At 42.7% G+C, this 14,324-nt stretch carries 12 protein-coding genes; 3 read left to right on the top strand and 9 right to left on the bottom strand.

The genetic code is table 11. The annotated features are described in order from the left end of the window. Positions 1 to 34: 34 nt before the first annotated feature. The 9 genes from BT112_RS18525 to BT112_RS18480 all read right to left on the bottom strand — a co-directional run bounded on the left by BT112_RS18525 (position 35) and on the right by BT112_RS18480 (position 10,498). Positions 35 to 1,906 (bottom strand): type VI secretion system baseplate subunit TssF, encoded by a 1,872-nt coding sequence (locus tag BT112_RS18525; RefSeq protein WP_072318960.1) that lies wholly within the window; start codon positions 1,904 to 1,906, stop codon positions 35 to 37. Positions 1,907 to 1,962: 56 nt separating this feature from the next. Then, on the bottom strand, positions 1,963 to 2,394 hold the full coding sequence (locus tag BT112_RS18520; protein WP_072318959.1) for a GPW/gp25 family protein: 432 nt from the start codon (positions 2,392 to 2,394) through the stop codon (positions 1,963 to 1,965). Between the two features lie 15 nt (positions 2,395 to 2,409). Next, positions 2,410 to 4,887: an ATP-dependent Clp protease ATP-binding subunit gene (locus tag BT112_RS18515; RefSeq protein WP_072318958.1), complete on the bottom strand. Its 2,478-nt coding sequence runs from the start codon at positions 4,885 to 4,887 to the stop codon at positions 2,410 to 2,412. 19 nt (positions 4,888 to 4,906) lie between these two features. After that, the gene (gene tssO, locus BT112_RS18510) at positions 4,907 to 5,422 is read right to left on the bottom strand and encodes a type VI secretion system TssO (RefSeq protein WP_072318957.1); all 516 of its coding nucleotides are present in this window, start codon (positions 5,420 to 5,422) and stop codon (positions 4,907 to 4,909) included. 19 nt (positions 5,423 to 5,441) lie between these two features. Further along, positions 5,442 to 6,638 carry an SMP-30/gluconolactonase/LRE family protein gene (locus BT112_RS18505; protein WP_072318956.1) on the bottom strand — a complete coding sequence of 399 codons (1,197 nt, stop codon included), beginning with the start codon at positions 6,636 to 6,638 and terminating at the stop codon, positions 5,442 to 5,444. Positions 6,639 to 6,735: 97 nt separating this feature from the next. Continuing rightward, entirely contained in the window at positions 6,736 to 7,599 is an 864-nt protein-coding gene (locus BT112_RS18500; protein WP_072318955.1) for a TssN family type VI secretion system protein, read from the bottom strand. Between the two features lie 2 nt (positions 7,600 to 7,601). Then, positions 7,602 to 8,528 (bottom strand): hypothetical protein, encoded by a 927-nt coding sequence (locus BT112_RS18495; protein WP_072318954.1) that lies wholly within the window; start codon positions 8,526 to 8,528, stop codon positions 7,602 to 7,604. After that, complete coding sequence (locus tag BT112_RS18490; protein ID WP_072318953.1) at positions 8,528 to 9,505, bottom strand: C40 family peptidase; 978 nt, start codon at positions 9,503 to 9,505, stop codon at positions 8,528 to 8,530. The genes BT112_RS18495 and BT112_RS18490 overlap by 1 nt, the downstream gene beginning before the upstream one ends. Before the next feature lie 336 nt (positions 9,506 to 9,841). After that, positions 9,842 to 10,498: a C40 family peptidase gene (locus tag BT112_RS18480; protein ID WP_072318951.1), complete on the bottom strand. Its 657-nt coding sequence runs from the start codon at positions 10,496 to 10,498 to the stop codon at positions 9,842 to 9,844. A gap of 534 nt (positions 10,499 to 11,032) precedes the next feature. Between BT112_RS18480 and BT112_RS18475 the strand changes: the two genes are divergently transcribed. From BT112_RS18475 to BT112_RS18465, 3 genes are read left to right on the top strand one after another with little or no spacing between them, the layout of a single operon-like run. Further along, entirely contained in the window at positions 11,033 to 12,064 is a 1,032-nt protein-coding gene (locus BT112_RS18475) for a PKD domain-containing protein (RefSeq protein WP_072318950.1), read from the top strand. 56 nt (positions 12,065 to 12,120) lie between these two features. Next, the gene (locus BT112_RS18470; RefSeq protein ID WP_072318949.1) at positions 12,121 to 12,582 is read left to right on the top strand and encodes a type VI secretion system contractile sheath small subunit; all 462 of its coding nucleotides are present in this window, start codon (positions 12,121 to 12,123) and stop codon (positions 12,580 to 12,582) included. Positions 12,583 to 12,591: 9 nt separating this feature from the next. Next, complete coding sequence (locus BT112_RS18465) at positions 12,592 to 13,956, top strand: DUF5458 family protein (RefSeq protein ID WP_072318948.1); 1,365 nt, start codon at positions 12,592 to 12,594, stop codon at positions 13,954 to 13,956. Positions 13,957 to 14,324: the final 368 nt, after the last annotated feature.

Genomic DNA, 14,324 nt, shown 5'->3' with positions numbered 1-14,324 from the left:
TGCCTTTTATTCTTACACGAATTTCATTTCCCCATCAGTTCAGCCGTATATCTTTTTCCCTGTACATCACCCGGAAAGGCACTACGTTAACAGCCCTGTTCTTTAGCAGCAACATGAGATCATCACTAAGAAATCCCCATTCCTCATCGGAATAGTTAACTTCCTCACTTTTTTCCAGGAATATATCAATCGTGGGCGTGTATCCTACATGGTCGTCCAGACTTGTCTGTATCCCGTTTTTAACCTCCACTCCCGCTATGGCATTGCCATAATGATTTTTGCATAAGATTACAATGTCCTGACGTGTAACCACCCGCTGGTTGGACACGATATTTTCCCGGTATGCATATATTTTCTCCGAGTTGCTGAGCTCGTTCCGGCCTCCCTGGGTAGTTGACAGAAGCATGACAGAATCTTTCTCAAAATCTGCTCCTTTATGAGCCTGAAGCCTGGAGAAAGCATTGATCTTATTGGCATGCTCCCCGTTAGTTGTCCAGTATTTCACAAATAATGTCCCTTTACTTTCTTCGCCTTTGGTATTGAGAATCAGATAGGGCGTATTTTTCTTATGCATTCCGGTTTGTGCCATCTTATTACGAAACCTGGAGATGATCTGGTTTATTTCGTGAAGATTAGTTTCCATAAAATCGGTTTCCAGTCTGGAAAATGCTGCAGCTTCATCGCGGATAAGATCTATCATATAGTCTATCATTTCGGTCGCATTACGTTCATCGAACCTCGCTACCCCACCGAAACGCAAATACGCGTAATCTTCGGTAAACTCATCCTGGTTTTTAGCGATCACATCAAACTGCCTGCTCCGGTCATCCAGTACCGAATACAGCTCCAGGAAAAAGTCCTCCCCGATATTCAGAGGGTAAATATTCAACAGCTTCCTGATGTTTCCCTGAGTTTCATTCATTTTCTTATTAATCACAGGAAAACAATTATTGGCACAGAATATCTCCGACAGTATACTTTTTCCGATTACATTGGGAAATTCGATTTTAAGCCACAACAGGTTTTCTTCCCGTAGCGCTTCGAGCGTATTACCCGGGATGAAATCTTTAAATTCATCGGGAAAAGCATGATCCGCGTTTCCCGTGTTAAGTACATCCCTTACGGTGATAAAATTCTTTTCGTAATAGGTATTTACATGCTCCTCCACCCGTTGCAGGTGATGAAAATCTTCATGCACCATATACCGGTCTCCCGTAGTTACCGTTCCTTTACTGTTATACCCCTGGGAAACGGTGAGTCGATGACCGTTAAAATACCATTTAGCTCTTGGCAGAAAGTGAAAAAAGGTATCCCGGTCATGTATATTTTTCATGTAAAAGTAAAACATCAGGTTCTTTACAATCCCACTGCCACGGTGCGAAAGTCCCAGCCATATCGTACGGTGAGGCATAGGCTTGAGATATGCTTCGCCATCCAGAAATTCCTGGAACTGCCCGCGGGAAGCATCCTGTATTCCGTTAGGCAGTACCACGTACTGCAAGGCATTCCTGGTTACTTTTACAGGTTTGGTAGGCCCGAAAAAATATTCTTTAACGATCTTTTCTCCGGGATTATAAGGATTGTGCTGTCTCTTCTGGAAAAAGAACTGGTGATGGTCGTTGAGCGTAGTTTCATCTTCGGTGGGAAAAACCTGCATTATCGCGCGTGACGGCGTAGCCTTAGACGAAGTAATCGGTGTAAGGATATCCACCAGCCGTTCCGTAATCCTTCTCCGGCTCGAAAAAATTTCATTCGAAATATTTTCCAGCTCTTTCGAACACACATCAAAGAGAAGATTAACGATGGGATCGAATATATTCTCCAACTCCACATCAGAGTATCCCCAGTGTTTGGCAGCTCTCTTGAGCAGCCTATCTTTTATCTGATCTTTGGATAATTGTTTCATTCGCTAACTTTTTGACCTAATACCGGTTTTCCAAAGCACACAAAAGGCACTTCTTTTTATTTATATGAAAACGGAGCGAGATAATAGGAACTCTTGTAATAATAGGGCTCGTTTGTCTTTTTAATCACTCCGTACACCACGATGTCCAGTCTTTTCTTAATCCGTATGTTGGGATTGTACTCTATCGTATCTTCGCCTATGGCCAGACTTACATCAGTGATCGTCATACGTTTTTCATACTTTTTTACTTTTTCATAGACCGATTCCTTGATCTTGTCTTTCAACTGGTTGATATTGGACAACAGGTTGAAATCGGCATCCCAGATCACCGTACCGAATTCGGTATCGTATTTATACTCCCCGAAAATAGTGGTAATTACCAGCGAAATATACTGCGCCAGAGATTCTTCGAGTGTTACTTTCCGAAGGTCCTGCCCTTCGGTGATCCTCTTGTAATCTATGGGTATTTTGTAATAGAGATCTTTCACCGTATTCTTTTGGAATTATTTGTTTTTCTTAACGGAAAACTTCACTTCTCCGTCTTTTGCGATCTTCAGGGTGAGCTCGTCGCCATGACGTACATCACCCGAAATGAGTTTCCGGGCCAGCGGACGTTTCAGCTTGTTTCTTATCGTTCCCTTGATAGGCCTTGCCCCGTATTCGGGACTAAACCCCATCAGGGCTACTTCACCCTTGGTTTTGTCGGTCATTTTTAAGGTTATATCGAGCCTCGACAACAAACTGGTAAGTTCTTTTTCCAGGTGAATATCAAATATTTTCACCACGCTCTCCCGGCTTATCGGAGCAAAAGGTACGATCTCCGTCAGACGCCCCAGGAATTCCGGACGAAAATATCCGGACATGATCTCCAGCAGGTGATTGGACGGAGGTATCTGTCCTTCGGAGAAGGATTTTACCACATAGTCAGACCCTATATTGGAAGTAAACAGGATTACGGCATTAGAAAAATCCCCTTCTTTACCGAGACGATCGTGCAATTTACCTTCATCGAGTATTTGTAAAAAGACATCAAAAACCGATCGGTGTGCCTTTTCGATTTCGTCAAACAATACTATAGAATACGGATTTTGCCTGATCTTATTCACCAGCAGTCCACCTTCTTCGTACCCTACATAGCCCGGAGGTGCACCATATAACAATGCCGCCGAATGCTCTTCCTTGAATTCGGACATATCCAGGCGGATGATAGCGTTTTCATCTCCGAAAAGAAAATCTGCAAGCGATTTCGCCAACTCGGTTTTACCCGTACCCGTAGGTCCGAGAAAAAAGAAAGAACCAATGGGTTGCCCCGGTTTGGTAAGCCCCGATCGGGATTCGAGAATGGCATCGGATACGACTTTGATCGCGTGGTCCTGTCCTACTACCCGTTTTTTCAGGGTGTCTTCGATATACAGAAGGCGTTCGCGCTCCTCACTCTTTACTTTTCCTGCAGGTATACCTGTTATACCGGATACAACCGCAGAAAGATGCCCGGAGGTTACGACGTTATCTTCCCCGGTGAGTTCGGAAAGCTTACCGAGAAGTTTTTCGAGATAGGCGACCTTTTCACTCGTTTTCTTCAGGCCGTCAAACACCTGTTTTTCCTGTTCTTCACTCAGCAATTCCCCGGCTTTATCCAGGATGTCATTGTATAACCAGCCAAGCTCTTCTTCCTTGTTTTTCTTACGCGATTTTTTAAGGTCCTGTAACCGTTCTTCCAATTCGGGAAGCCCGTCCAGCACGACCTCTTTGGCTACCCGGAGCGATGACATGGTACGATCTATAAGATCGAGGGCCGAATCGGGAAGCGATTTTTCCTTGAGATACCGCTTGGAAAGACGTATGGCTTCTTTAAGACTGTCTTCGTCAATTTTAAACTGGTGATGTGCTTCGTAATGCGGCAATACATTCTTCACCATCCGCAAGGCCAGGTCCGGGGTGGGTTCCAGAATTTCAAGAGTTTCGAAACGCCTGTTCAGGGCATCGTCTTTTGCCAGGGTTTTACGGTATTTCTCCGTGGTGGTAGCCCCTATAAAAGTAATCTCTCCCCGGGTAAGTTCGGATTTGACGATACTGGCTATACCATTGCCCTGATGGGCATCGAACAATTCGTGAATATCATCGATAAACAACATGGGGCGGGGATATTTTTTAACCGCGGTAAATATTTTCTGTAGCCGGTCTTCCACTTCCCCTTTATAAGAAGCTCCGGCAAAAAGCAAACCGGTATTGACTTCCATAACTGTGGCTCCCTGAAGCGGGGGTATGATATGATTATCAGCTATCTTTCCGCAGAAACCTTCGATCAGGGCTGTCTTTCCAACTCCCGGTTCTCCGGTAACAATAACATGAGGCTTCAGTTTGCGGTTCAGGATCTCCGTAATCGCCTTGAGTTCTTCATCCCGCCCTACAACCGGCGCATCTTCACCTTCCCGGTAAGCGTTCACTTTATCCGTACAATATTTTTCCAGTGCCCCCTGTCCGGAGGATGTATGCTGCTCTTCTCCATAGACCGCCGATAATGGCGAAGGCCCTTCTGCTGATGTCTTATTTTTTCCGTGTTGTCCGTACCCGAGCTTTAAGGCCACTTCCGAAGCGGTCACCGGCATGGATTTTAACTCATCATGAGAAAAGCCGACTCCCGGCGTCACCAGGGCCATAAGTATGGGGATGAACCCCACTTCTTCCCTTCCGGCATGTTTCGCAATGTCTTCCGATTCCGCAAAAACAGCTTCCATAGAAGCATCCGGAACAGGATCTTCCACCGGCCGGGATGTCTTCGCATACTCTTCCATACGAATGTCTGCCCATTCATCGATATAAAATACATCGATCCCTGCGGCATCAAGTTCCCTGATAAAAGAAAACTGACGATGAAGCATCGCTTTCAGAACATGGGCCGGAGCATATTTCGGATGAAAGTTTTCTTTGGCCAGCTGTTTGGCGATATGAATGGCCTCGGTGCCGTTTGCTGTAAACATCGGGTTACGTTTTATAAGGTTAGTTCCTGTTGAGCTGTTTACACAATTCCAGTTCCTTTTTCAGGTCATTGATGATTTCTTCGTAATCACTGACCTGTTTTTTCAGGTCATCGATCTGGACTTCGGATTTGCGAAGCAGCTGCATCCTTCTTTTAGTCGTAACCAGATCTTTGAGATTCAGGATTACATTATTGTATAGCAGGGTCTGCTTGTAGGCCTCTTTATCAGAGGGCACACTTTCCTTCAATTTGGCGAGTTCCAGGCCTATCGTTTGTTCGAGAAACTGGAAACCGTCTCCGGAACGATCCAGGGAATCTATACTGGTGGTAAGCTCATCGATACGTGCAGAAAACTTGTCCTGGTAACGAAATTCATTCATTATTTTGTCGTTTTCCTGCTTCAGTGCCTCATTTTCTCTCCAGGGTAATTTGTAATTGAAGAACACGGCAAAAACAAGCACACTTACCGTAATGACAAGCATCAGGAGAAATAGTAAAAATGCGGAGACCCTTTCTTTTTTATTGAGTATTTCCATAGTTTAAAAATAAATTAGATCAATCTGCCAGGAATGATGTGGAACCTTCCTGCCCCTCGTTATCCTTATCGTCTTCCTGTTTAAAGAAAATGCCGGATGTCCGTTCTGTTTTCACAATATTTTCATTGACAAAAATGCCGGAATCTTTCTTCCTTCCGATATAGTCGAGTTGATTGAGAATAGAAAACAGGTGATCGGTTTTTTCGATAAACTCCATCACTCCCCTGACACAAGGCTCCATATCGTAGCCCTTGTACTTGAGGTTTATCGTTTCGGAGAACAGCTTTTCATAATCTCCGCTTCCGAGCTCGGTAGTCCATTCGGAGAAATAATTAAACACCATTTCCTTTCCGTCCCCGGAGAACGAATCGAAGCTGTTTTTCATAATTCTCGCCAGGCTTACCACTTTGTCAAGCACGTCGATAGGTGAGGAATAGAAACCGTTCCAGCGGTTTTGATTGATATGCTGCCCCACGTGTCCCAGGATCTTTTCGAGCGTGGCAAAAACGATATCTGCAATGAGGTTTTCGTCACCGCTAAGCCTTCTGAAACGTATTTTCTGACATATCTGCACCGCATAGAACTCCATCTGCTTAAAAAAAGCGTCATAAGCTTCGAAGAGTTTCACCAGTGAGGGATGACTGTTGACAGTCATACAAGGCGGGACATAGGTGTTCACGACTTCAAAAACGCCTCCACGAGATAAAAACTTAGCCAAAGGAAATTGCAACGGACCTATATTATTCTGTGTAACCTCGGCTTCAGCTACCGTGGTCAGAAAATACCTGGGCATTGCATGCGGAAATCTAGGAGGGATCTCCTCCATGTGCTGTGTTCCCGTAGGCACCCGGTTATAAGGGTCTACATTGAGCAACAGAAAACGGTTGTTTTCCTTAAAATCATAATTTTCGAGAGATATTTTTTCAGAGAATTCCCCGGTATAATCGGTAATCTCGATACGTCCCCCACCCGGGGTCACGGCTTTCATGAACTTAATGGATACGTTGAGTTCGTTGTGCTCATCGATGATGACCGAATATTCGAAAGGAGCTTTGAACCTGGTAGACAGCAGGCCGTACCTAAGCTGATCGACTCCCATATTTCTCGCATCGCGTACCAGGTCTTCCACATTGTCCTGGAACTCGATGAAATGATTTTTGTTGATCTTCATCCCGTCGATCCAGTTTACGGGAAAATATCTTATGTTTTCTGCCATGATTCGTTGTCGTTTACAATTATCTGGTTAAGCTATATGATGTGTTGCTTGCGGTTTGGCAGGTCCTGAGATCTGCCAAACCGGCAATGGTTATTTTCTATATCCGCTGGCAAATTATGGTATCGCCGTCTTTCATATCATTTCTGTCTACAGATTCATCCGGATCTATATGATTGGTAGAGCTGAACCACTTGGGACGGGAATGAAAATACCATCCGTAAGGTTCGTTCTTGATATCCGTAAAATGGATCTGACTATTGGGATGCTTATCGTTGTAATCATTGATAAAATAATAGAAAAGCCTTCCGAATTCCATGGCTCTCGGAGCTTTTACCTTAAAGTTGATAATATGCCGGTCGTTCGGCTTTTTGTGGAATACCAGATTGAGCAGTATTACATTACGCATCTCCGTGATCTGCGGATTGGGATAACGGTTATTCAACGGGTAAAACCATCTTTTATAAAGCCGTGCCGGAATAGTGATCGCCGTCTCAAACAGTATAAGTATAAGCGTAGGTACTACAAACAGCAGTAAACTGCCGAACATGTAGTAGATAAATTTAAATTCTGCAAAATAAGATACGATCAGGATGAGAAAAACGGCCATGTACAATGCCATGATAAAGGCCAGGAAAATCTCCAGATATATCCTGGTTGTCTCAAAACGCCGGAATACTTTGTGAAAAAACACGAGATGTACCGTTCCTAATAGCAGCATCAATACCTGAAATGAGATAAAACGCGACGTAAGGGTGGTGGATTTCAGGTTGTACAAAATTGCTCCGAAACCTATGATGACAACTCCCATACAAAGTACATACAAAAAGAACTTCCATTTTTTCTTACGAAATTTGGAGGCCTTGGCACCGAAAAGCATATTGAGTATAAAAGCTACGGCAAGTACAATTAAAAGTACAGTTAAAGTTTCGCCGGTGACTATATAATCTAAAATCTTTCTCATGTTTAAATAACGGTTGATATTCCCAATCGGGATTGATATACGGATTCGTTCAGCCGGAAAAGTTCGTCGCTGTCATTGAGCATTAACTGATAAGAAAACTGAACCTGGCATGGTAAAAACAGGTGAAAAAAAGCTTCCAGAAAACTTTCCATTTGTCCTTTATTGACATAATCCAGAAGTTTTGTCGAATCTTTCAGCGGTCCGATAATAAAGTGATATTTCTTCAAAAAAATCTCTTCTTTGCTTTCTAAAGTCGTATTTATCCCGAGTAACATGTCATCTGTTTTGTCGTAAGGGTCATAAACCTGCTCCAATTTAACATTTTTCGTAACAATCTGCACGTTTTCCCTGATAATAGACGATAATCCTTTTCGGACTTCCTCGGTATTCCGGCTCACGTAGTTCTTCTGTCTCATGAGAAGAAAGAACATTTTCACAAGGAGTTCATCCGGCACATTGACAGAAACCCCCAGAATCATCCGTATGACATCGGCAACCCCATACGCATTGATATCCCTGAAGAAATCGGATTCATATTTTTCGATTTCATGCCTGAATCTGAAAAATTCGTTTTCGAGAGGATTAAAAAAATGCCGGGCTTCCTTTTCTTCCTTTTTACGTTTTTTATACTCCTCTACAGGATCTTCGCTACGGCTTCTCGTACGGTAATTATGTGTTATTCCTTCCGGAAGAACATCATAGAACCCATCCCGGCTCAGTTTAAACTGCCACATGTCCGCATGGTTCATGTCCAGTTCTATATGCATTACATCTTTACTGAATTTCCGGAAAAAGTTTCCCTGTGGCCATACAGTGATATTCCGCTCCTGTATCTTGCGGCGAAGCATTACCTCAAACAAAAGCTCGGCTTTCAAATCAAAGGACGGGATATCCTGTAGTTCTTCGTAAACAATATCTTCTCTGCCCATCAATGTTTCAGATTTTTTACTCTTCCACGGCCTATATACCCGTTACGCCACATCCTGTCCCGAAGGCTGGCTATTTCTACACCACCGGCAGGAGTTACGGTTAAAAAACGCTTGTTTTTCAGGTATATCCCTACATGAGTATAGGGCTTTCCGCGATCCCGGAAACGAAAAAAAAGCAGATCGCCTTCACCCATATCCTTGGTATAATGGATCTGCCCTTCCGTATAGTTTGTCAGGATAGCCTTGGAAGTAGTTCTCGGAAAACTGATATCATAAACTTCTTGATACAGATTTTGCATCAATGTCAAATGATCGAGCCTGTCTTTTTTGTAGGGATCCCCGAGCCTGTCTTTGATGTAAGAATACAATCGCTGATCTTTGATGTCAATGGCTTTCACCTTCATTTCCTTAGCAAAGAACACTTTATCGGTAATAGTTAACGGCGAATACGACCTGATTTTGATTTCACGCATCAAAGGAGCGGAGGCCGGACGTTGTTTTCTCAAGTAGGCTATCGGGGCAGAAAGAACAGGCGGAATCGCAAACTGTTCGGTACGAAGTATCCCGACAACTTCCACTTCGTCGAGCATGATCGAAGACTCACTGTCCGATAGCACGACCTGTCCTGTTTCCAGTAGAAGCGCGGCATTGATGGGTTCGTCAGCAGCTACTGCCGTAGTCCTGTACGCCGGGGCGCGATCTGCTTTACGGGGAGCTTTATATTGCCTGGGACCTCCAAGCTCAGCCTCGACATCCTCATCAGTGATAGCTTCGATCTTCATTACAGACTCCTCTTCTTCGGGCACTTCCGATTCGCTTTCCATATCCCCCAATTCACCGAACTCTATCTGTACCTGTTCGTCGGTAATAGGCAGGATACCCTGTTTGGATTTGCAGGACATCACCAGGACAAACAACCCAACGCATCCCAGTATTCTCATACCTGCCATGTTCTCCTTATTTATAATTACCTTCATAAACTCCTGGTTATTTTTAAGGTTACAGTGTTATGCTATTTAACATCCTATAAAACGGTGTGTCCGTCATGCATACATTGTCAGTAACGACAATAACACGAAAAAACACTTCGACACCTTGGCGTGCAATCACAAACTCAGGGGACCAAAGTACATCAAACGGACTTTGCAAACCATCGCCAAAAACAGGGGTTTTTCGGATGAAATCATCAAAAAGGACGATTTCTGCGTTCCGGAAAAAGAATATATAAGAAATTTTACCTGTATATTTCCGGGCAGCAATCTTAAAAAAACCCTTACCACAACCAAAAAACCGTACAGAAAAAACCTCAGCTATTATCGCATAGAAGTCTCTTCCGTTCTTATTCTGCCACTTAATCTATAGGTATTCCGCCAATAGGGATCATCAAGGTTTGTAATCTGAACACCTTGCGATTCCGTAGCAGAAAGAAATCTATTGTTTTTCAGATAGATACCCACATGCGTCATGATCTTTTCATTATTTGACCGGAAGAACACCAGGTCACCTTCACGTAAGTATTTTATCGAACGAAACCGCTCTACATGATCGTCATTGAGCATGATCTCCGAAGCGGTCCTGGGCAAAAGTATACCATAAACTTCCTTATACAGGTCGCGCATCAGGGCAGAACAATCTATTCCCCTTTTGGTTTCGCCACCATAACGATAAGGAACACCCTGCCACTCTTTAATATAGGCATATAATTTCTGATTGGTTATTTCCGAAGGCCTCACCCCAAGTACCTTCGCGAAATATGCGCGGTCGCCGGGAGTAATCAGCAGCGGTTCTTTTTCTTCCTCCTCCAGAACAATTTCCATATCGCGGATCACCTTGATATCATCTACCTGGGGCCTTCTCCCGAGTTCTGCATTTACATAAGGGTCGGTAATCACACCTATTGCATCTTTTTTGCCACCACAACTACAAACAAAAAACAGCACGAGCCCTGCTAACATATATTTATTCTTCATCTCCGCAGATTTTTAATTACAGACGTCATTGCTTTTCTAATTCACACCCCCAACAGGAAGGACATTTCCTCCACCAGAAAACCTGTAGAATCAGCCGTTTTTCCTACATTTTAGAGAAAAATACATCAACAAAAGACCAGATGGTATTTTTTAAAAAACAGAGAAAAACACACACCTTACAATACTCTTAAACAACATTTTGATTTTCCACAGCAAATTAAGACAGAAATATTCCAAAAGGTTAAGTGCATCTTAAATTAACATCAAAAATGTATTATATTTTACTATAGATTTACAGTTTAAACCTGTCAAATTTGCAGGGTTTTATCTATTTTATTAGATTGTACCCACGTTTTTCCGTACGAAAATACAATATTTTTGTTTTATTTTGAAATACTTGTTTTCGGGGATTTTTTGACAATCGCAATTTTTTTACTTTTGAAAAGCTTTAAAACCCAAAAAACACATAGCTCAAAAACAAGCCTATAAGTAATTGCTTATCAATATTCCCCGATACGATTAAAAAGATTTAAAATGAACAGAAACTCACACATCCGAACACATTTCGACTCCAGGGTTATCCTGTCTTTTGTAGCCATACTGCTACTTTCGGGGATAATACTCGCTTTTCGCGTCAATGAAAGCGAGCCTTGTAAAGTAGAAGAAATAAAAGTACAGGCTTCTTCATTTAAGGTAGGGGAAATCATCACTTTTTCGGATTACACGGACAATGCACATGAATGGAAATGGGATTTTGGCGATGGTAATGAAGCTGCATTCCGGTCCAAAGTAGTACATCAATATAAAGACCCCGGAAAATATCTGGTCAGCTTGTGGGTAAATAAAAATTGTAATATTACCAGACTGGTAGACATCAAACCTTCCGAAGATATTATCGACTCTACCCTGTTACCAAAGTTTTTTGCCCCTAAGATCGCTTATGTAAACGAGCCGGTCTCTTTTTCGGATAGTACATCCCATGCCAAATCGTGGGAATGGCGTTTCGGTGAGGGCGAGAAAATAGACGCTATAGACAGAAATCCTTCGTACACCTACAAAACCACAGGTGAAAAAACGATTTCTCTTTTCGTAAACGACGATATCAAATATGTAGGATTCCGTAAAATCACCGTACTTCCGGCGAGAGAAGAAAACACCCCGATATCGAGAGCGGATATCATGCGAGAAACCAGGGGAAATGTAGTTAATGACTTCCTGGACCGTGTACCGGAAGCACCGGCATCCGAGCTCAAGGAAAAGTCTGCTACAACCGTCGAAAAGTCGAAAGAGGAAGTTATAGTTCCGGAACTGGACGAATCCAAACTGGCAGGACTTATCATAGGAATTTCGGAAGACAAATTATCCTTCAACAATTTTGTACGGTATTTCTGCAAAGGAAAACTGCCATCGGTACAACTCAAAGACAGGATAGTCTCCATTCACTACCTCAATAACAGTATCCGTGGCAAAAAGATAGACCTCAAAAGTGTATCTATAATACGGAATAAAGACAATGGCTGTGTAAGCTTAATCGTTGTAGATTATAAGCGGAAAGGTCTGTTCTGATAAGAAAAGTATACTCGATAAGTAATTTTTATTATATTTAACTTAAAATTAATGTTATGGCAAATCTTTCAAACAGTTATGGAATAGGAGGAAATGAGGTCAAACCGGAAGGAGAAGAGAGCATCGTTGATATTCCTCAAAACAAAACACTGATCGCCCAGAAGTTAACACCTAATACCCCGGTACGGCCGGAAGTGGTTACAGGTCTTAAAAATATGGATGAAGTTTTCGAACATTTCTCTCCTAAAATGAACGTGAATTTTGAGAATGAGCAGGGAATGACTGTAAGAGAAGAACTGAAATTCAAAAACGTCTCGGATTTCTCCTCGAAGGGAATTACGGAACAAAGCGAATTCCTTACCGATCTGCAAACCAAAAAAGAACAGTATAACAAGATGATAAAACAGCTCAAGACCAACAAGGTTTTAAAGCTGGCGCTCCAGGACCCGGAAGCCAAGAAATCCATTATAGAAACAATAGAGGCATTGGTCCGGGAAATTGAAGAAACCGATAAATAAGAACTACTTATGAAGAATCAGAAAGAAACAGCTCCTTCAGCAGTTAAGGAGCAGGAGAAAGCAGGAAAAAAAGTAAGTCTGGAGCAAAAACTGGAATCCTTCATCCAGTACGGAGGTTTCGATTTACTGGAGAGTGCTATAGAGGGCGTACAGAACCTGAGCCCTGACAGAAAGGCCAGAAGAAATATATTTCTCAATGAAGCCGGTAAAAAAGCAGAACGGCAAAACCTGAAAAGGGTGTTGAAACTCTGGGCGGAATCCCTCAGTTCATCGGACAATCTCGTAGACCTCGTCAACGATTGCCAGGAAAAAGCAGAATCTGCCGAGAAAACTCTTAAAAAGAACCTCGCTACAGCTGTAGAAGACACCAAAGAGCTCGAAGAATCTTATCGTACTCTGGCCATGTTCTACAAAAATACAGAAGAGAGCAAGGTAAAGAACGTCGCCATTATCAATGCGGAACTCGATCAGCTGAAAGATCTGGACAACACCAGGTTCATAGACCATATCGAAGAAGAGCTGGTAAACAATTACGACCGTCTCGATCTCAGAAACAACTATTCCCTTTTGGTTGTTCCCGGATATCTCGGTTCTAACAAAGTTCTTGAGAAATGGGCCAAGATAGCACATAACAACAAGGTAATGCTCGTCACGGACTTTCAGCATCTGGACGAACCGGATGATGTCATCGAAATGTTTGAAATGGCTAATCTCACCGGGGGAGATATATACAGGTCCAATGTTATTATGACCTGTAACTGGCTGGTAGGTCGTGGCAAAAACGAAGAGATCGGAGAAGAGGATAACCTCTACCTCCCTCCTTCCACAGCTCTGGCCGGAAAAATATACAACACGCTGATGTCACAGATTACCGCCGGTAAAAAATTCGGAGGTATCAACGAAGTTGACGGTGTGAAATTTGACCTGAAGAAAAGTGAGATTGCAGACCTGGAACACCTCGGCCTGGTTCCCATGGTAAATGAATACAACAAAGTTATGGCGTTCTCCGGGAAAACACTTTTTAACGGTGACAATCTCGGGCTCCAGACCTATTCTGTAGTCCGCGTATTCGATTATATCACTAAAGTGATGATGGACTTCCTGAATCGCAGGGCCTTCGAGAATTTTAATGCCAAGACCCGTAAACAAATACTCAACCAGGTTATTAAATTCCTGGACAGTGTTTCCGGTCCCGATAAACTCATCGAAGATTTTGATATCACTAAATTTGAACAGGACCCCAACCAAAAAGACAGGATTTTCCTCGACATACGCCTCAAACCGTATTTTCCTGCCAAAAACTTCCTGATCAAAATGGACGGGCAAAAAGGGGACGACGGTACAGAATGGGACACGGAATATTCCGAGCAATAAATGCCAGCTCCCAATACAAAATATCTACGATCAAAACGCCGGCAAAACCGGCGTTTTTTCGTTATGTAAAGCTGTAAAAGTATACATAAAAACACTTTACGCACAAAAATATCTCCCTTGCGCTTTGATTAAAAGTCTCTTTTTCTTACTTTTAGATCATATTTTTATACATTTTGACATCTTGTGTTTATTTTACCTAAATCTTTACAGCTATGATACCTTTAAAAAAACTTACGCCTTCGGTGATTCCCATAGAACACAGCCAGACCTACTAACTGCTGTCCGGCACACAAACACCGACCTTTTCTCCTTTTTTCAGAACAGCACGTTATTTGTTCCGGGGCTTCGGACTTCCGGAAAATGATTAC

The organism is Sinomicrobium oceani, assembly GCF_900119185.1.
GTDB classification, from domain to species: domain Bacteria; phylum Bacteroidota; class Bacteroidia; order Flavobacteriales; family Flavobacteriaceae; genus Sinomicrobium; species Sinomicrobium oceani.
Note: the sequence above shows the minus strand (reverse complement) of the source record. Positions and strands in the feature narration are given on the sequence as shown.